22 protein-coding genes are annotated in these 17,898 nt (G+C 65.3%); 13 read left to right on the forward strand and 9 right to left on the reverse strand.

Annotated elements, in window-relative coordinates; translation table 11 throughout:
• The first annotated feature begins 11 nt into the window (after nucleotides 1–11).
• The 4 genes from FBY31_RS18375 to FBY31_RS18390 all read left to right on the forward strand — a co-directional run bounded on the left by FBY31_RS18375 (nucleotide 12) and on the right by FBY31_RS18390 (nucleotide 3,128).
• Nucleotides 12–362 (forward strand): GNAT family N-acetyltransferase, encoded by a 351-nt coding sequence (locus FBY31_RS18375; RefSeq protein WP_142043938.1) that lies wholly within the window; start codon nucleotides 12–14, stop codon nucleotides 360–362.
• Nucleotides 363–549: 187 nt separating this feature from the next.
• Complete coding sequence (locus FBY31_RS18380; protein WP_142043940.1) at nucleotides 550–1,467, forward strand: serine hydrolase; 918 nt, start codon at nucleotides 550–552, stop codon at nucleotides 1,465–1,467.
• Nucleotides 1,468–1,514: 47 nt separating this feature from the next.
• A complete protein-coding gene (locus FBY31_RS18385; protein ID WP_142043942.1) occupies nucleotides 1,515–2,876 on the forward strand; it encodes an MFS transporter in 1,362 nt (453 codons plus the stop codon).
• Nucleotides 2,877–2,912: 36 nt separating this feature from the next.
• Complete coding sequence (locus FBY31_RS18390; RefSeq protein WP_142043944.1) at nucleotides 2,913–3,128, forward strand: hypothetical protein; 216 nt, start codon at nucleotides 2,913–2,915, stop codon at nucleotides 3,126–3,128.
• A 49-nt stretch (nucleotides 3,129–3,177) separates the two neighbouring features.
• Here the strand turns inward: FBY31_RS18390 and FBY31_RS18395 are convergent, their stop codons facing one another.
• The gene (locus FBY31_RS18395; protein WP_142043946.1) at nucleotides 3,178–4,251 is read right to left on the reverse strand and encodes a TRAP transporter substrate-binding protein; all 1,074 of its coding nucleotides are present in this window, start codon (nucleotides 4,249–4,251) and stop codon (nucleotides 3,178–3,180) included.
• A gap of 179 nt (nucleotides 4,252–4,430) precedes the next feature.
• Nucleotides 4,431–5,183, reverse strand: coding sequence for an ArsR/SmtB family transcription factor (locus tag FBY31_RS18400; RefSeq protein WP_142045537.1), 753 nt, complete (start codon nucleotides 5,181–5,183; stop codon nucleotides 4,431–4,433).
• Between the two features lie 129 nt (nucleotides 5,184–5,312).
• On the opposite strand from FBY31_RS18400, the gene FBY31_RS18405 reads away from it, so the two are divergent.
• Nucleotides 5,313–5,693, forward strand: coding sequence for a hypothetical protein (locus FBY31_RS18405; RefSeq protein WP_142043948.1), 381 nt, complete (start codon nucleotides 5,313–5,315; stop codon nucleotides 5,691–5,693).
• A gap of 14 nt (nucleotides 5,694–5,707) precedes the next feature.
• Here FBY31_RS18405 and FBY31_RS18410 read toward each other — a convergent pair whose 3' ends face one another.
• From FBY31_RS18410 to FBY31_RS18425, 4 genes are all read right to left on the reverse strand, one after another.
• The gene (locus tag FBY31_RS18410) at nucleotides 5,708–6,943 is read right to left on the reverse strand and encodes a mechanosensitive ion channel family protein (RefSeq protein WP_235013118.1); all 1,236 of its coding nucleotides are present in this window, start codon (nucleotides 6,941–6,943) and stop codon (nucleotides 5,708–5,710) included.
• A gap of 73 nt (nucleotides 6,944–7,016) precedes the next feature.
• Entirely contained in the window at nucleotides 7,017–7,838 is an 822-nt protein-coding gene (locus tag FBY31_RS18415) for a hypothetical protein (protein ID WP_142043950.1), read from the reverse strand.
• Nucleotides 7,835–8,383, reverse strand: a complete 549-nt coding sequence (locus FBY31_RS18420) for an RNA polymerase sigma factor (RefSeq protein WP_142043952.1) — start codon at nucleotides 8,381–8,383, stop codon at nucleotides 7,835–7,837. The genes FBY31_RS18415 and FBY31_RS18420 overlap by 4 nt, the downstream gene beginning before the upstream one ends.
• A gap of 100 nt (nucleotides 8,384–8,483) precedes the next feature.
• Entirely contained in the window at nucleotides 8,484–9,143 is a 660-nt protein-coding gene (locus FBY31_RS18425) for a hypothetical protein (protein WP_142043954.1), read from the reverse strand.
• 256 nt (nucleotides 9,144–9,399) lie between these two features.
• On the opposite strand from FBY31_RS18425, the gene FBY31_RS18430 reads away from it, so the two are divergent.
• On the forward strand, nucleotides 9,400–10,356 hold the full coding sequence (locus FBY31_RS18430; RefSeq protein ID WP_142045541.1) for a 2-hydroxyacid dehydrogenase: 957 nt from the start codon (nucleotides 9,400–9,402) through the stop codon (nucleotides 10,354–10,356).
• A gap of 16 nt (nucleotides 10,357–10,372) precedes the next feature.
• On the opposite strand, the gene FBY31_RS18435 is transcribed toward FBY31_RS18430, so the two are convergent.
• Both FBY31_RS18435 and FBY31_RS18440 read right to left on the reverse strand, forming a co-directional pair.
• On the reverse strand, nucleotides 10,373–11,632 hold the full coding sequence (locus FBY31_RS18435) for an MFS transporter (RefSeq protein WP_142043956.1): 1,260 nt from the start codon (nucleotides 11,630–11,632) through the stop codon (nucleotides 10,373–10,375).
• Nucleotides 11,629–12,090, reverse strand: a complete 462-nt coding sequence (locus tag FBY31_RS18440) for a MarR family winged helix-turn-helix transcriptional regulator (RefSeq protein WP_442858191.1) — start codon at nucleotides 12,088–12,090, stop codon at nucleotides 11,629–11,631. Before FBY31_RS18440 ends, FBY31_RS18435 begins: the two co-directional genes overlap by 4 nt.
• 124 nt (nucleotides 12,091–12,214) lie before the next feature.
• Here FBY31_RS18440 and FBY31_RS18445 point away from each other — a divergent pair, with 124 nt between their 5' ends.
• The 3 genes from FBY31_RS18445 (at nucleotide 12,215) to FBY31_RS18455 (ending at nucleotide 15,196) form a co-directional block, all read left to right on the forward strand.
• Nucleotides 12,215–12,754, forward strand: coding sequence for a GNAT family N-acetyltransferase (locus FBY31_RS18445; RefSeq protein ID WP_142043958.1), 540 nt, complete (start codon nucleotides 12,215–12,217; stop codon nucleotides 12,752–12,754).
• Nucleotides 12,738–13,604, forward strand: coding sequence for an alpha/beta hydrolase (locus FBY31_RS18450; RefSeq protein ID WP_142043960.1), 867 nt, complete (start codon nucleotides 12,738–12,740; stop codon nucleotides 13,602–13,604). The genes FBY31_RS18445 and FBY31_RS18450 overlap by 17 nt, the downstream gene beginning before the upstream one ends.
• A gap of 98 nt (nucleotides 13,605–13,702) precedes the next feature.
• Complete coding sequence (locus tag FBY31_RS18455; RefSeq protein ID WP_142043962.1) at nucleotides 13,703–15,196, forward strand: HNH endonuclease signature motif containing protein; 1,494 nt, start codon at nucleotides 13,703–13,705, stop codon at nucleotides 15,194–15,196.
• 105 nt (nucleotides 15,197–15,301) lie between these two features.
• On the opposite strand, the gene FBY31_RS18460 is transcribed toward FBY31_RS18455, so the two are convergent.
• Nucleotides 15,302–15,703, reverse strand: a complete 402-nt coding sequence (locus FBY31_RS18460) for a DUF1801 domain-containing protein (protein WP_142043964.1) — start codon at nucleotides 15,701–15,703, stop codon at nucleotides 15,302–15,304.
• Between the two features lie 129 nt (nucleotides 15,704–15,832).
• Between FBY31_RS18460 and FBY31_RS18465 the strand changes: the two genes are divergently transcribed.
• The 4 genes from FBY31_RS18465 (at nucleotide 15,833) to FBY31_RS18480 (ending at nucleotide 17,638) form a co-directional block, all read left to right on the forward strand.
• Complete coding sequence (locus FBY31_RS18465) at nucleotides 15,833–16,177, forward strand: iron chaperone (protein ID WP_142043966.1); 345 nt, start codon at nucleotides 15,833–15,835, stop codon at nucleotides 16,175–16,177.
• Between the two features lie 46 nt (nucleotides 16,178–16,223).
• Nucleotides 16,224–16,436 carry a hypothetical protein gene (locus FBY31_RS18470; RefSeq protein ID WP_142043968.1) on the forward strand — a complete coding sequence of 71 codons (213 nt, stop codon included), beginning with the start codon at nucleotides 16,224–16,226 and terminating at the stop codon, nucleotides 16,434–16,436.
• Nucleotides 16,437–16,526: 90 nt separating this feature from the next.
• Nucleotides 16,527–17,039 (forward strand): mycothiol transferase, encoded by a 513-nt coding sequence (locus FBY31_RS18475; RefSeq protein ID WP_142043970.1) that lies wholly within the window; start codon nucleotides 16,527–16,529, stop codon nucleotides 17,037–17,039.
• Nucleotides 17,040–17,257: 218 nt separating this feature from the next.
• Complete coding sequence (locus tag FBY31_RS18480; RefSeq protein WP_142043972.1) at nucleotides 17,258–17,638, forward strand: VOC family protein; 381 nt, start codon at nucleotides 17,258–17,260, stop codon at nucleotides 17,636–17,638.
• Nucleotides 17,639–17,898 lie beyond the last annotated feature (260 nt).

Below are 17,898 nucleotides of genomic sequence, written 5' to 3' on the forward strand. Positions count from 1 at the left end.
AAGGAGTTCCCTTGAGTGACATCACCGTCCGCCACAACCCCGGCCGCGAGCGCTTCGAGATCCTGGACTCCGGGAACGTGATCGGCAAGGCAGCGTACAAGGAGTACGACGGCGGCGGCTCACCGCAGCGGATTTTCTACCATACGGTGATCAACGAGGAATACGGCGGGCAGGGTTTGGCGGGCCAGCTGGCCACGGCGGCCCTGGACGAAACGGTCGGCGCCGGGCTGGGCATCGTTCCGGTCTGCCCCTTCATCAGGAAGTTTCTCACCAAGCACCCGGAATACGCGGACAGCACGGTCCGCGTAGCCCCGGCACACCTGGAGTTCCTGGACTCGGCACTGGCTGCCCGCACCCGCTAACGGTCAACCCAGCCCCGGGCCCGGGGGTGCAAAGACCACAAGCGGGTGCGGATTGCCGGCGGCAGATTCCGGGTTCCGCGAGCCTTACAGGCAGCTCCCAAACTTCAATGATCTAATCAGCATCGCATCGGGTGCACTGGGGCCCGCAGGATGCGGATCAGATTGTCGAGTCGGGACAGGAGCCCCTATGCCGGTGGACCAAGAGATGCGTGCGGCGCGGCTGCGTGTCCCTGCGCCCCGGCATGCCCGGAAGAGGCTGGCGCTGCTGTTCACCGCCGTGGCGCTGGTGATCGTTGCCGTCGTTGTTCTGGCCGTGGTGCGGTCAGGGCCGCTCGATGGCACAACCGGCCCGGTCCCGGCAGCTGCTCCCGAGGCTCCAGTGGCTGTAGCCCCGGATTCCCTCCAGGACAGCATCCAGTCCGTCCTTGACGATAATTCGGAGTACCGGATCGGGCTGGCCATGGCCGACATTTCCGGTGACGCCGCGCGCACCTTCGGCGACCAGGAGGCCTTTACCGCCGCCAGCACGGCGAAGATCATCACGGCCGCCGCGTACTACCACCTGGTGGAAACCGGGGAGGCAGGCCTGGACGATCCGCTGGGGGACTATGACGCGGCGTTCCAGCTCGAAGCCATGGTCAACGAGAGCAACAACGATTCGTGGTTGCTGCTGATGGATGCCGTGGGCTATCCCCGGCTGACTGAATACGCGGCATCCATCGGCGTGGCCTACGACCCGGAGGAGAACCTCCTGACCGCTGCCGAGATGGCCCTGGTCCTGAAGCAGTTATACGCCGGCGACCTGCTGAACCCGGACAACACCGCACAGCTGCTGAGCTACATGCAGGACACGAACAATGAGGAACTCATCCCCGCCGGCTCCCAAGCCGGGATTGAGGTGTTCCACAAATACGGCGAAATCGACGGGGAACTCCACGACGCCGCAGTCCTGGCCTACCGTGGCTCCACCTTTGTACTGGTGATCTACACCGAGAATGCTGACGGCACGGAAGATGCAGGACAGGCAGAGGTCATCAGGGAGCTCACCGGCGTTGTCGAAAAGGCCCTCTTTCCTCCTGTCCAGGCAGGCAACAAGGCATCCTAGGGTCATCAAAGTCGATATCGCGCGGATGGTTGGGTAAGACTGTTTCCGTGAGCAACAATCCCCGGACTGCCCTGGCCGTCGCCGGCCTCAGCCTGGGCACGGCACTGAACCCCCTCAACTCCTCCATGATTGCCGTGGCATTGGTGGTGCTCCGTGGCGACTTCGGGCTCGACGTCGCCGCCGTCACCTGGGTGGTCACCTCCTTCTACCTGGCCTCGGCCGCCGGCCAGCCGGTGATGGGCCGGCTGGCCGACAGGTTTGGTCCACGGCAGATGTTTATGCTGGGCATGGCACTGGTCGCCGTCACCTGCGCCATGGCGCCGCTCGCCCCGAATTTCGCCCTGCTCTGCGTGGCCAGAGCCGTGATGGCGTTGGGCACGGCCACGGCCTATCCCAGCGCAGTGGTGATGGTGGGAGCGATAGCCCACCGTGCGAAGGTTGACCCCGCCCGGCCGCTGGGCCGGCTGCAGATGGCCAACACCTCCGCCGCGGCCGTGGGGCCTGTGGTCGGCGGCTTGCTGGTGGGCCTGGTGGGCTGGGAAGCATTGTTCCTGATCAATGTTCCGCTCGCGCTGGCAGCGCTGTTGATTGTGCGGCAGGCAGCCCCGAAGGACGAGGCCCGGGAGCACGGCAGCGTCAGCGAGCTCGTCAGGGACTCGGACATCCCCGGGATCCTGGCTTTCGTCTCCGCCCTGCTGCTGGTGATGATGGCGGCGCTGAATGCGGCGCCCGGCTACCGCTGGTGGATGCTGGGCGCAGGCACCGTGATCGCCGCCGTGTTCGCCTGGCGTGAGCTGCGCTTCAACCGGCCGTTCCTGGACCTGAGGCTGCTGGGCCGCAACCGGCCGCTGATGCTGGTGTACATGGGCTTCGCGGTGTTCAGCAGCGTCTACTATTTCGTTTTCTTCGGCCTGCCCCAGCTGCTGCAGGAGGCAGGCGGGTACGATCCCGGCGTCGTCGGCCTGCTGATGCTGCCGCTCGCCGCGATGTCCGTGGTGGCGACCCCCTGGGCAGTCAGGGCCATGGGAAGGTTCGGCGTGCGCCGCGTGCTGATTGCCGGCGTCGTCCTCCTCACGGCGGTGGCCGCGCTGATGTGGCTGCTGACCGGCACCCTGGTGATCCCGCTGGTGGTGGTGCTGACAGCACTGATGGGCGTCCCGTACGGAACGGTGAGCATCGCCACAAACCAAGGTATGTTCGTCTCCACCCGGCCACAGGAGCGGGGGGTCGCGGCGGGCATTTACCAGACTTGCCGCTACGTTGGCGCCATCACTGCCACCGTGATGATCGGCGTCTTCGCAGCCGACGGCGTGCACCAGGAAAACTGGGCCCGGATGGTCCTGGCCATGCTGGTCCTGTGCGGGGTGACGTTCGGGGTGTTCCTGCTGTGGAGGCAGCGGACGGACTAAGCGGGCCATCCCGGAAAGCGGGTTTATCGTGAAGCTATGGCTTCTCCAAAGGCGCAGCTGTACCTCGACATCACCGCGAAAGGCCTGTGCATCCTGGGCGCGGCCTTGATGATCTTCGGCCGCGGTGCATGGTTCTACGTGGGCGTGGCCACCGTGGTCCTGGGCGTGCTGTTTATCGGCGGGTCGCTCATGGCCACCCGTAAGCTTCGCGGACGCAGGTGGGACGGGACCAACCGGCCGCCAGCCGGGTAGCGTCCCATCCCTTTCCTCCGCGTGCCAGGTTCCGCCGTCGTCCGAACAGCTATTGTTCAGGACTGCAGGGTTGGATTTCACTGGGAACTGATTCCGTGGCGGCAGCCAAGTCCCTGATCTCCGTAATGCGCGCTTTTGTTACCGGGTCCGCCTCGAGCTTGCTGTAGACAGCTGCGCCTGCGTCCTTGAAGGCTGCAACCTCTGCTTCTGTCGCCATGATCACCGTTCCGCCGTTTCGGCAGAATTCGGCGGCGTCGTCTGCCACGCTTGTCATGGCCTGAACTGCCCAGGCGCGCGTGGCTGCGGCTGCCTCTGTAAGCTGCTGGCGCTGTGCCTCACTTAGATCCTGGAAGACCTTGCTGTTAGCAATCAGGGAGCTCACCTTCGGGAACAGGACCAGGTTGGCGGCGGCCGTTGTGGGCCCTGGCAAGCCGCTGGCAGCGCTGAACGACGATTCGGCAGCGACAACTTGTCCGGTTGCAACGCCGTCGGGAAAGACTTCGCCGGCGAGGTCGTCAGGCATGGCTCCAAGTGCTGTGAGAAGAGCATAGGTTGTATCGGATCTCGGGGCGCGTACGGTCTTGCCGGCGAGATCGGCCGGCTTCAGCACCGGGTTGCCGAAGGCAAACAGTGTTCGTGTGCTTTCGGGGAACAGAGCCAGCCCGGAAACCCCCAGCTTGTCCAGGCCTGACAACATCTCGTCAGCAACGCTTGGTTCAACCACCTTGGCCAGGAGTCCATTGCTCGTCACCAGAAACGGGGCATGAAGCGCGGCGAACGAATTGACCCCTTCGGTGTCCCACGCCCGGGCTGGAACGAGACCCATGTCGAAGTCGCCAGCCATCACTCCACGCGCCACCGCCTGGTCCCAGTCGTCCTTGTCCTCCCCGACGGCTTTCCACGCGGGTTCAATGAGGAGTGTGCCCCCGGAGAGTTCTTTGACCTGGCGGGCGAACTCTTCAATCTGGCCTGCGGCAGGCCTGCCGGGTTCATCGTCGGTGGCGACCCGCAGAGTGCGCGACTGGGCTATGGGCTGTGGGCTGGCTGTCGGTGGGGTGCACGCTGCCCCGGCCAGAATGGCAGCGAATCCCAGACCCACCGCAGCACGAGTTGAGCTCCTCATGGCAACGCACCTTCCACTTTGTACCAGTGATGCCGATTAAGTTGAGGAGACCATGACTGGGTGAAGCGGCGGTAGGAAGAAGCGCGCGTAGACGAAACCTACTCTTCGGCCAGGGCACTGGCAACAGCCAACGGGAGGGGAGCTGCCGACGGCGGGACGCGCCCGCCGTCGGCCGTTCCTCAGGTGTACATCAGCGAGCCGGGCGTGGTGAGCTTCTCGCCGGTTTCCAGCCAGGTCTTCAGGCCGGAAAGGATCATGGGCCAGCCGCCGTAGAGTTGTTCGTTGGCGCCTTCGCGGAGGTCGCTATGGGTGACGGTGAGGCGGCAGGAATCTCCCACGGGTTCGATGTCCCACGTGATCTTCGAGGTTCCCTCGGCCTTGACGTCCTCGCCCCAGAGGGCGCGCATCGTCTGGACCAGCCGGCGGGGCGGATCGACCTCCAGGTTCTCGCCTTCGCCCAAGGGCGCTCCGGCTTTGACGTTGTTCATGACGAAACGGCCGCCGGGCGTCCAGTCGGCCTCGAGCGTGTTGCCGAACTGGTATTTACTGCGGATGTCGCTGTCGGTGATGGCTTCCCAGAGCCGCTCGGGCGTGGTCTTGATGTAAATTTCGAAGATTTTTTCCATGGGACTTTCCAATCTGGATTTGAGGTCGCTGAGGCCAGCGGCCCATGGTTCGGCGTATTTGCTCACCCAGCGGTCGTGGACCAGCCGGATGGGTACCGGATTCAGGAAGTGCAGTTTTTCCCGCCCCCGGCGGCGGGTCACCACCAGGCCTGCATCCTCCAGGAGCTTGAGGTGCTTGGCGATCCCGAACCGGGTCATGTCGAAGCGTGCCTCGAGCGCACTCAGGGTCTGGCCGTCCTCGCGGAACAGCTCATCGAGCAGGTCCCGGCGGGTGGGATCGGAGAGCGCCTTGAACACCTCATCCACAGGATCAATGATAGGTGACCATTTGGTCACATATCAAGGGTTGCGGAGAGCAAATTCCCGGTCCTTGACTTCGGCTGGTCCCGGGAGAAGCGTGGATGACAGGGCTGGAAGCATGCCGGGGAGGAACATATGAGCGGCCTCGTTCTCTACATCGACACTTCAGACGTTCGGCCGGGTGCGCTCGGGGCACTCAAGGCCGGCTTGGAGGAGCTGGCGCGCTTCGTGGAGGCCAATGAGCCCCGGATCATCGCCTACAACGCCTACTTGAGCGGGAACGGATCCCTGCTCAGCGTGGTTCACCTGCACCCTGACGAGGCGTCCCTTGACTTCCACCTGAAGGTGGCAGGTCCCCGGTTCGCACCGTTCGCCCGCTACGTCACACTGAAGACGATCGAAATCTTCGGCGCGCCGGACGAGGAACTGCTGCTCCAGTTGAGGAAAAAAGCGGAGCTGCTGGGTGGAGGTACAGTCATTGTCCGGGAACTTCACGCAGGCTTTGACCGGCTATAGTCCCGATCCGTATTTCAGTTCCTCGAGGCCAAGTTCTTGTCCCGGTCCTCGAACACGTCTTCGCCAGGGCCGGTAAAGGCGCGTGAACGCTGGACCGCCTCGATCGATCCGGTGAACAGTTGGGATTCGTGAGGGTCTGCAGGAGGACGGGCGCCTCCGGCGGTGTTCGAACCGAGCCCCCGCAGCGGCTGCTGGCGGCGGGAGGAGGTGCCGCCGTCGGACGTTGCCTCGGTCCAGCGCTGCTGGGGGAGTGCTTCCGGATGGCTGTGCTGCAGGAAGGCGACCATGGCCTCGCGGATGAGGCAGCGCAGGTCGAAAAGCGCGGCGCTGTCCGCGGCGCTGACCAGGATGCGGACCCGGACGAATCCGCCGGTGGCGTCGGTGATCTGCAGGACGCCCACGCGCTGGTCCCACAGGTCGGTTCCGGCGAGGACGCTGCGCAGTTCGGTGCGCATGTCCTCCACGGGGGCACGCCAGTCGAGGTCGAACTCCACGGTGCCCATCACCTCGGACTGGCGGCGTGTCCAGTTTTCGAACGGTGTGGTGGTGAAGTAGGTGGAGGGCAGGATGAGGCGGCGGTCGTCCCAGATGTGGACCACCACGTAGGTGAGCGTGATTTCCTCGATGCGGCCCCATTCCTTCTGGACCACCACAACGTCGTCCACCCGGATGGCGTCCGTGAAGGCCAGCTGCATGCCGGCGAAGACGTTCACCAGGGAGGTCTGGGCGGCGAGGCCGGCGACGATGGAGATGACGCCGGCGGACGCCAGCAGCCCGGCGCCGAGGGCCTGGATGGCCGGGAAGGTCAGCATCACCGAGCCCACGGCCAGGACCACCACCAGGGCAACGCCGATCCGCCGGGCCAGGATCATTTGCGTCCGGAGCCGCCGCGCGCGCCGGTTGTCCGCAACGTCAACGCTGTACCGGCCCAGCACCACCGCTTCGACGATCAGCAGCACGGCCACCCCCAGCCAGGCCAGGGAGCCGATGAGGGCAATCAGGAGCAAATGGTCGACGGCGGGCAGCCAGCTCTCGCTCTCGGCCGTCAGTCCCAGCGCCGTCCGGACGCCGATGAGGCACAGTGCCAGCCGCAGCGGCTGACGGGCCACCCGGGAGGTGGCCTGGAGTTCCTGGCGCTTGCGGTTGAGGCGCAAAACGAGCTTGCGCAGCAGCCAGGACAGGACCAGTCCTGCAGCCACTGCAAGCGTGACGGCAATGAATGGCATGGCGGGATTCAGTAGGTCTTGCATCCATTAACCTCTACCAACTTCCGGTGGAGGGAATGAAATCGGTGCCGGCCCCGGCGTGGTGCGTACGTTCCCGCTATCGTCCGCGCGGCGGCACATCTGCCGGGTGGGGTGAACTGCCGGCATCTTGTCTGCTGACATCCGCCTTGCCGTTTGCCCTGCCGCTACCGGGGGAATCAGGTTTGCCGGCCGGCGGCTGGCCCGCCTTTGAAGGCACCACGGCGGGCCCAGCGGGTGCCTCAGCGGGGTTTCCTCCAGTCCCGCTGATCGTCGAAGGGGGCCTTCGTCCGGAGCCTGGGAACTCCTGGGGTCCGGCGTCGGGAGCCTCCGCGGTCTCCGTCCGTTCACCAGCGGACAGTCCGGGGCCGTGAACCTGGACAGGGGCCGGGGGCTGGGAGGTGGGAAGGCCTGCCGCCGGCGGCGCCTCGGAGAGCGGGGGAACGACGGCGGGCAGAGGCGTGGGTGCCTCCGACTGCGCAGGGGGTGCTGGGGTTGGCCTTGCCGGCGGGGAGAACGACCGGACAATATTGCTGATGGTTCCTTCCGCCTGGCGGCGCAAAGCGTCATTCCCGGCGGCAGCGCCGCCCGCGATGCCTAGCGAAACCGCCACAGCAAGCGTGGTGAAGGCAACGCGTTTCGTCTTCGGGTGCTTGCGGTTCCAGTCCTCCAGCCGGACCAGACCCTCAACCGGCGAGGGCGCCTCAGCCGGCGGGAAACCCATGAGCGCGGCGAGCTCGGGCGATGGCTGCGGGACTTCGGCAGAGCGGAAGGCCCTGAACTCGAGCAACAGATTCCGCAGCTCGGTGTCCCCGGGGAAGCCGCCCTCGGCGAGCAATGCGTCTACGCTTCGCTCGTCGTCGAAGCGGCGCTCGTCCTGCGCCCTGTGGTTGGCGGTCATGACTCACCTTCTGTCAGTGAGGAACGCAGTTTCCTGAGCCGGCACAGAGCCCTGCGTTGCAGTTGCTTGACCGCCCCGGGAGTCTTGCCCATAATTTCTGCCGTTGTCTCCAGGGACAGGTCAGCGATGATCCTCAGGGTGATGACCTCCTGCTGGTCCTGCTGGAGCGTCCCGAGGAGGCTTTTTACCGTCTCTGAGCTCTCCGCTGCCAGCAGTTGCTCCTCGGCTGAAGCGCTGCAGCGCGGGTCTGCTTGGGCATCGTAACCAGTACTTGCGGGGGCCCTGATGCGGCGGCGGTGCTCGTCCACGTAGCGTGCGTGGGCAATGGAAAAGACCAGGGACTTGGCTCCCTGTACCCCGCCGTTCACTCCTTCAAGCTGCGCGTAAAGGGACAGGAAAACCTCCTGCGTCATCCCTTCGGGGTCTTCTACATCACGTGCACGAAGATAGCTCAGCACCGCGGGTGAGAACTCGCGGTACACAGCACAGAAGACGCCAACGTCAGTCTGACCTGGCGTCGCTGCCTCATCCGTGAGCCTTTGCATCCGCCCCCCTGCGGCAGATGCCCCTGCGGGACATCCCGTGGATGGCGCCGCGCCAAGACGAAAAGCCCTTCCAGGCGCGGCCACCGCTCCTGCTGATAGATTACCGCTGTCCGCGGCTGGACTGCTTGTTTCCATTATTTGACTGGTTGCCGGCATTGCCCTTCTGGGCAGGTGCCTGGCCCTGGCCCTGCTGCTCCACCTGCTCCTCACCGGAGCCGGCGGCCGGTGCCCCGGCCGTCTCATCGTCCGCCTCATCCTCCGGCGCCGGAATGGTGCTGCAGTAGGTGCCGATGCTGCTTTCCCCGCCCGCGGCATTCACCAGTGCCTGGTAGGCGGTGGACCTGGAGTTCAGGCCTCCGTGGTCGTACGCGTTGCAGAGGCCAACCGCTGCCGGGCCAGCGGCGTCAGGTCCCACCGGTGTGGATGCCGGCGGTGATTCGGGCTCCTCCGTTTCCGTTGGTGCCGGTTCCGGCGACTCGGCTTCGGTTTCCGTTGGTGCCGGTTCCGGCGACTCGGTTTCGGTTTCTGTGGGTGTCGGTTCCGGCGACTCGGTTTCGGTTTCTGTGGGAGTGGGTTCCGGGGATTCCGTTTCAGTAGCGGTCGGGTTGGGCGACGGGGATTCCGTCTCCGCAACCAGTGCCGCCGGACCGCCGGGCAGCGAACCTGCCACCGCCGCCACACCGGTCCCGCCGACGGCCAGGGCGCCGGCGGCGAGCAAGGTTACTGCGAGTTTGTTGCCGGAAAAAGTGAAGTAGGACATGAGACCCTCCGTTGACGAATTTTATGGATTGCGATCAACTGTGCGGTTTTTCCCCGGCACCTATTGGATCGAAATATGGGTCACAAAGGTTACGGGTTGCGCCAAAGTATTTTGACAGATTTGTCATACGGCCATTCGAAACCGGTGCTTCCGCCTACGCGAGGGAGGGCAGCGCACCCTCGGTACTAAGATCCTCCCTATGGAACGAGCTGAGCAGGTAGTGATGGCTGCACGACGTCAAGCCGGTGGTGCGGGGATGAAAGCGCCACTGCGGGTGGCCCTGCCCGATCAGAAACTCATGGATGCGCTGGAGGCGACTGCCGGCGTCGAGTTTTTTGTCTGGGACTTTTCCGGGCCCGCTCCCTCTGAGCGGTTCGACATCGTGGTCCCGCCGTACATGCGCGGGCCGGAGGTGCTGGCGGCGCTGGAGTCCGTGGATATCGGCCTGGTCCAAAGCCAGTCCATCGGGTACGACGGCGTCGCTGACGTCCTGCCCGAAGGCTGCCTTTTCGCGAATGCGGCAGGAGTCCATGAGACGTCGACGGCGGAGCTCGCCCTGGGGATGATGATCGCCAGCCAGCGCGGCATGGCCGACTTTGTACGCAACCAGGCCAGCGGGACGTGGGACAACAGCCAGCGGCCCAGCCTCGCGGACCGCCGTGTGCTGCTGGTGGGTTACGGGGGAGTGGGGAAGGCCATCGAGGCCCGTCTGCTGCCCTTCGAAACGCAGGTGACCAGGATGGCCAGCCGCGAACGCCAGGACGCGGGCGGAAAGATCTTCGGGATCGACTCACTGTATGAGCAGCTGCCGCTGCACGACATCGTGGTGGTGAGCGTTCCGCTCAGCGAGGAGACCCGTCAGCTGGTGGATGCAAAGTTCCTGGCCGCGATGCCGGACGGGGCGCTGCTGGTGAACGTGGCCCGCGGCCCGGTGGCGGACACTGCTGCGCTGGTGGCGGAGACGTCGTCGGGCCGTTTGCGGGCGGCTTTGGACGTGACGGATCCGGAGCCCCTGCCGGCCGACCATCCGCTGTGGACCAACCCCGGTGTGCTGGTCACTCCGCATGTAGGCGGGGCGAGTTCGGCGATGTTCCCGAGGATGGTCCGGCTGGTCAAGAAGCAGATCGGCCTGATGCTGGAGGGCAGGGAGCCGGTGAACGTGGTGCTGGGCGGCGGGTCGCGCCAAGCCTCCGTAGCGGCTCCAACCAGCTGACCCCCGCCCCCTCTAATTACACGGCTGGCTCGCGCCGTCTTCCGAGCACCATCCGTAGGTTGTCTCGGAAGCTGAGTGGGCTCCTGCGGCTGACCAGGATGACGGCGAACAGCGCGGTCACCAGGACAACCGCCCCGCCGGCCGCCACGGACCAGCGTGCGCCGAACTCGGAGCCGATCCACCCCATCAGGGGTGCGCCAAGGGCTGTTCCGCCCTGCAGGATCGCCAGGTACAGGGCCAGCACCCGTCCGCGGAACTGGGGTTCCACCGAGAGCTGGATGCTGGTGTTGCAGCTGTTCAGGAACGTGATGGACGCCAGGCCGACCGGGATCAGGACGGCGGCATAGAGCCAGAACGACGGCGACACGCTCCCGAGGAGCGTGAACGCGCCCAGGCCCAGCGCCCCGCCGAGGAGGTACCGCAGCCGCGGGCCGGCCCGGCGCGCCGCGAGCAGGGCTCCGGCCAGCGTACCCACCGCCATGATGGAGCCGAGGAGCCCGAATTCGCCGGGTCCCACCCCGAACTCGGTGGTGGTCATCAGGGCATTCGTGATGGGGAAGTTCATGCCGAAGGCGCCCAGGATGCCCACCATAAAGAGGATCAGCACCAGATCGGGCCTCCGGCGGACGTAGCGCACGCCTTCCGCCACCTGGTGCTTGCCGCGTGATCCCTGGACGGCCGGAGCCAGTCCGGAGGTCCGGATCCGGAACAGCGAGATGATGACGGCGGCAAAGCTGGCCGCATTGAGCAGGAACACCGGCCCGGTGCCCACCCAGGCGATCAGCACACCCGCGATGGCCGGCCCGGTGAGCCTTGCGGTGTTGAAGGACGCGGAGTTCAATGCCACGGCATTGGAGATATTGTCCTGCCCCACCAGCTCGGAAACGAACGCCTGGCGGGACGGCGCGTCAATGGCGCCGGCGATCCCAAGGCAGAGTGCGGCCAGGTAGGCGTGCCAGAGCTGGGCGGTGCCTGTCACCACCAGGAGTCCAAGCACCAGCCCGGTTACGCCCATGGCCACCTGCGTCCACAGCAGGATGATGCGCTTGCGGTAGCGGTCCGCCAGCACTCCGCCGTAGGGGCCGAGCAGCAGCATGGGCAGGAACTGCAGGCCGGTGGTGATGCCGAGGGCGGCGCCGGAGTGGTTGGTGAGGACGGTCAGCACCAGCCAGTCCTGCGCCACCCGCTGCATCCAGGTGCCGATATTGGACACGAGTGCCCCGCCGGCCCAGATTCGGTAGTTGCGGTTTTCCAGCGCTCGGAACATGGCGCTCATTTGCCGCTCATCTCCTGCATGATGTGCGCGGCGCGGCTCAGGACCAGCCGGTCCTCTTCGCTCAGCCCCGCGACGCGCCGGGCGAGCCAGGCGGTGCGCTGGTTGCGGGCCTCTGCCAGGACGGCCCGCCCGGCATCGGTGACGTCCACGCGGACCTGGCGGCCGTCGTCGGGATTCGCGGCCCTGGAGACAAAGCCTTGGTCGGCGAGGGCGTTGACGATGCGGGTCATGGAGGGGGCCTGCACGTGCTCCCGTTCGGCCAGTTCGCGGAGAGTAGCAGGCCCGCTTCCGTTCAGCTGGGCCAGAACCGTGTATTGCCCTGGCGTGATGACGTCGCCGGTTGCCTCCACGCGGAGGCGGCGGGATGTGCGCATCACGGCGGTGCGGAGTTCGATGGCCAGGTTGTCAGGGGTGATGGAACCTGTGGCCTGCCCGTTCTCGGTGTTGGTTGTGGTCACTGCGGCGTTGCGCCTCCTGAAAATGCTTAGCAATGCTAATTAGTCCTGCTAATAAGTATGCTGTTGCCGCGCACGAAGGGCAAGGGTTGAAGGGGTTGATGTGCATCACTGGTTACGCTGGGGCATGGACTATGTACTTCGCCAGGCCGCTCCTGAGGATGCCGAAGCCGTGGTGCTGATGCACACGCTGGCGCACGAGGAGTGCTATCCGCACCTGCTGTCTCCGGCCTTTTTCGCCGCCCGCCGTAAGGCGATTCCGGAACGGGTGACCCGCCGTCGGAAGCATCTTGATGTCCCTGACCCGCGGGTCATCGCCGTGGATGCCAATAACGAGATGGTGGGATTTGCCGACGCCGGTCCCGGACGTGACCGGGATGGCCCCGTTCCGCTGGAGTTGTATTCGATCTACCTCCTTAGCCGGGCGCAAGGCACCGGCCTGGGGGCCGCTCTGCTGGGCGCCGCGATCGGGGAGTCTCCGGCGTACCTGTGGGTGCTGGAGGAAAACCTGAGGGCGCAGGCTTTCTACCGCAGGCATGGCTTCCAGCCGGACGGCAAGCGCGGCCTGCTTCCTCCTGAGTGGGAGGCCCTGCCGGAACTGCGGATGGTCCGGCCTGGGCGGGATGCCACTTCCGCCGAGGAGGCTGGCGATGGCCGCTACCTCTGAAGCTGTCCTCCACGACGGCTCGACCATTCCCGTCACCATCACCGGTGACGGCCCCGCCATGCTGCTTCCGGTCAGGCTCGAACCCTATCCGCCGGATGACGCCGATATGATGCGGAAATGGGGCGGGGACCCGGACCTGGGACCAGCCCTGGTGGCCGGACTTTCGGGACCGAACCGGCTGGTCGTGGCGGACTACGAAGGGCATCGGATGGCCCACCCTGCCGCGCAGACCCTAACCCCGGACAACCTTGCTGCTGACCTCCTCGCCATCGCCGACGCCGGCGGGGCGGATGATTTTGGCTACTACGGTTACTCCTGGCTCGCGCTCGCCGGGCTTCAACTGGCCCTCCACACGAACCGCCTGCGGGCGCTGGTGATGGGTGGCTTCCCACCGTGGGACGGGCCCTACCGGAGCATGCTTGCGGTCACGCGCGCCGCGCATGCCGCGTCCACTCAGGCGCCTGATCCGTCCGCCGTTCGGCTTGCCGAGGCGGAGCCGGGGGACTGGGACTCAGTGACAGTGCAGACCACCGAGGCCCAAACCCGCCAGTTCGTCACCCTCTATGAGGCGCTGCAGGATTTCGACGACGTCGGTGCTGCAGTGCCGCCCGGCCTGTCCCGCCTCGCGTTCGCCGGGGCCCACGACGAGATCGACTACAGCGAGCAGTGGGGCGGGGTCCGCGTAAGTATCGCTGAGCCGCTTGCCACGCACCGTGATGCGCTGACCGCCGCTGGATGGGATGTGCAGGTCCTGCCCGGGTTGGACCACCTCAGCGCGATGCACAGTTCCGTGGTCCTGCCGATCCTGAGCGCGTGGTTGGGGAAGGTTGGGTGGGTGCGGGACGCCTAACTTTGGCCGGGGCTCCTGCCGAATAACTTTGCGCTCCGGATCTCGGTGTCCCCCACGGTACCGCAAGGATTGTCAGACCCCGTTGTCATGATTGGTTTATGGGACAGGCAGCGGTGGCGAAGGCGTTTGAGGACATCAATGCCGCTCTTGCTGTGCTCAATGCCGAGGTGGATGGCTATGGTTCGGAGGCGTTCTCGGATGCTGATCCGTTGGCAGGTGTGGCGGATGGGTGCCTGGACATTCTTGCCGGGGCGCGGGTGGTGGAGGCGGGGGTCGCGGGTTTCAAGGCGCGGGCTGCCGTGAAGTATGCGGACGCTGCCCAGGCTATCGCGCCGCCGGACGCGCCGGTGCAGGCGGTGGAAATGGCGGTCGCCGCGGAAATCGGCGCCCTCCTGGCCCTTGGTTCACGGGCAGCGGGTGCTTTCCTTGCCGCGTCCCACGCCCTGTCCAAGGAGTTGCCGCTAACACTCTCGGCCTTGCAGTCAGGGGCGATCTCCTGGCCGCATGCCTTGGTCGTGGTGGAGGAAACGGCCGGCCTTGACTCCGCCGGCGCGGCGGCACTGGAGGCGTACTTCCTGGACCCGGATGTGCCCAGGCCGCCTACGGCCGCCCCGATCGGGGAGATACCGGCGTACCGGTTCAAAGCCAAGGCCAGGAACTGGCGGGAACGCCATCACGCCGAATCCATCGAGAAACGCCACGCCAAGGGTGTGGCGGACCGGCGGGTGGAATACCGGCCGGAGCAGGACGGCATGGCGTGGCTCGCCGCCTACCTGCCCGCCGACCAGGCGTTAGCGGGCTGGAACCGGCTCACGGCCCTCGCCCGGGGGATGCAGGGACCCGACGAGCACCGCACCATGCCCCAGCTCCGGGCCGACAATCTCGCAGACGGGCTCCTGAACAGCGGGGCGGGCAGAAGCGCCGGGAACAGTGCCGGTAACGGCGAGGCGGTCAGTGTCGGTGGTCAGGAAGGAACAGGGCCAGGCGGACCGTCGCCGATCCAGGCGCAGGTGCTGGTCACCGTGCCGGTATTTTCCCTGTTGGGGTTGACGGAGGAACCGGCGATGCTGGACGGGTTCGGGCCGATCCCGCCGTCGATGGCGCGCGAACTCGTGGAAGGCGGTGCCACCTCGTTCTACCGCGTCCTGGTCGATCCCCGCGACGGCGCCCCGCTGGAAATTGGACGCACCAGCTACCGCCTTACCAAGGCCATGAAAAAGGCACTGCAGCTCCGGGACGGCAGATGCACCTTCCCCGGCTGCAACAACCCATCCCTGGACAACGAGGCAGACCACCTTCAAGCCTGGCAACAGGGCGGACATACGGGGATCAGTAACCTGGCCCAACTCTGCCCAAAACATCACCGCCTGAAACACGCCACCGGCTGGGAACCCACAACGGCCACCAAAACTGATTCACCCGGCTGGACCTCACCCACCGGCCGACACTACAAAGCCGAACACCACGACTGGGAACCACCGCACTGGCCACACCAACTACAGTCGGCGACCGGCGATCCGCCGGACTTCGTCTACATCGGAAGTTCCCCAGGCGAAGAAGGACTCGAACGGTTCCTGCGCGCCTTCGGCTAGGCGTCCCGAGCCATTGCAGTTTGCCCGTGCCTGAATCACCAACGGGTTCGCCAGGCTCATGCATTTGGGTGTGGGCGGCCGCTAGGGGACCGTCAGCGCCTCGGCTCAATCGCCGGAACCGGCCTTGATCTTGCGCCAGCCGCCAGCGCGGTTGTTGGCGATGATCGCTCGGAACATCTCGACCAGGGCTTCCGCTTGGATGGGGTCGCCCTCGTAGTAGGAAATCATCCGGCCGGTCTTGTTGCCGTGTCCGCCGGTGATGATGTGATGGGGGTCCGGGGTGAGGCCGCCGTCGTACAGGAAGACGTTGACGTGGTCCTTCGCCGCGAGCAGCGCGCAGATGTTGCCCTGCAGGACGAAGTAGGGCTGGACGGTCCGTTTGATAGTTTCCTCGACCTCGGGATCAGCGGCATGGACGAGGTCCCGCACCTGCCGGCAGATGGCCTGCTGCCAGGGCGGGAGGGGGTCGATGTATTGGTCAACGCGAGGGTCCTTCTCGTAGCTCATCGGTGCACTCCTTCGAACGTCGGCGCCTTCACGCCTATGGTTCCCCGTTCTAACTGAGAGGGAAAGAGGTGGCCGGCGTTGGAAGCTGCGTCCCGCCGTCGTGCGTCTTTGCAGGGCTAAGATGACCGCATGGGTGCCGTTGACGATTCCCTCGCCGCCATGTCGGAGCTTGACCGCGGCTGCCTGCAGCGCGTCATCGATATTGCGCGCGGCCTCGCGCCAGAGGCCGTCGAGGGGATGAGCTACGGCATGCCGGCCCTGAAGCTGAACGGCAAACCCCTTATCGGTGTGGTGGCGGCGGCCAGGCACCTGTCCATCTTTCCGTTCTCGCCGGCCGTGGTGGACGCCGTCGCCCCCAAGCTCGACGGCTACTCGCTGTCCAAAGGAACAGTCCGGTTCACATCGGACCATCCCGTTCCCGATGATGTGGTGGCGGAGATGGTCCGCCTGCGGATGGCGGAGATCCAGCCCTAGCCGTGCCGATTGCCTTGCTGCCCACCCGTGTATGAGATCATCCGGTATGGGTGAAAACAACCAAGTGGACGACGACGCAGTGCCCACTACCGGGGTGAATGACCACGCATGGGAGCGGGAGCACCGCCATCCCACCGCGGCGCAGGCCCGATCCATGGGCTACCGCCGCAGGGACGCCGAGGCAAAACTGGAGCAGCACCTGCGGGAGGCCCGCGACAAGCCAGAAACGGAAAGCGGCGGGCAGCAGGAGCAGGACTAGTCAGCCATCCGGGCCCGCCGGTCCAGCTGCACGCATTCCTTCAGGGCCGGACGGAAATCCGGAGGCGGCTGTATGCAGAGGGGGCAAATTATGAAATCAAACGAATTGCTGCTGGATGCCTTCGGCAGGATTCGGGAGACGGTGGAAGCAACGCTTGACGGGCTCGACGACGGGACCCTGGCCCTGCGGCCGGCGGGCACCGGCAACTCGATCGCGTGGATGGTCTGGCACCTGGCGAGGGTGGAAGATGTTCAGGTTTCAGATGCTGCAGGTACAGACGAGGTGTGGTTTGCCCAGGATTTCCTGGGCCGCTTTGGCCTGCCGCTCCGGCCCCGGGACACCGGCTATGGGCACTCAAGCGACCAAGTGGACGCAGTGCGGGCCCCGGCGGAACTGCTGCTGGAGTACTATGACGCGGTTCACCGGCAGACAGTTGAATTTGTGCGGACACTCGTTGATGAGGACTTGGACCGCGTCGTCGACACCCGATGGAACCCACCGGTCACCTTGGGGGTGCGGCTGGTCAGCACCATAGCGGACTGCCTCCAGCATGCAGGGCAGGCGGCGTACGCGAAGGGCCTGCACCGGACGCCAGGAGAATAAGTTTCCTATGTCCGAAGCGGCAATTCAGTTCCATAATGGCCACATAGGCTTCGGGGACCCTCGCGCCGGTGATGGCTGGCGCGGCGTTGCAGAGTCCCAGGTAGCCGCCCACGGCAAGGCGGAGTGGACGGCCACGCAGGCGCGGAGAGAGGCATTCCGGGACTGCCATCGGGGAGAGCATCGCCATCACCGCGATAAGAATGCGCAAAGGAATTCAAATGCTCAAGGATTCAGCAATCATGGCTGTCCTTCCCGCGAAGGACCTGGACAGGGCAAAAGACTTCTACCGGGACAAGCTGGGATTGGAATCCCCCGAGACCCTGGAGGAAGAAGGCCTGATGTACCACTGTGGCAACGGAACATCCTTTTTGGTTTACCAGACAGAGAATGCCGGCTCGGCCAAGAACACCCAGATGGGCTGGGAAGTGAACAACCTTGACCGCGAGATGGAAGAAATGCGCGGCCGTGGTGTCACGTTTGAAGATTACGATTTCCCGGGGTTGAAAACGGAAAACGGCGTTGCCGATAACGCCTGGGGAAGGTCCGCCTGGTTCCTGGACAGCGAGGGGAACATCCTCAACATCTCACAACGGAAGTAGCCCTTGCCAAAGCCCGCGCGAGCACTCTGACCGCGCGGGCTTTGCAGGAATTGTTACAGGCACATTCTGCTGTGCGACAGGCATCATCAGGATTGGATCAAGGGAACATCAAAGTTGCCTCAGGTTTGTCCGAATTTCGGTTTCTACCCTCCTGTTGGCGAATAGGCTCCCAGCCATAACCACAGCGGCTTAAGCAAAAGGCCCGGCTCATTGCCGGGCCTTTTTTATGGGGGAACATTGTCAAAGTTTGGGAAGCTGCC

The sequence above is a fragment of the Arthrobacter sp. SLBN-100 genome (genome assembly GCF_006715305.1).
Lineage (GTDB): Bacteria > Actinomycetota > Actinomycetes > Actinomycetales > Micrococcaceae > Arthrobacter.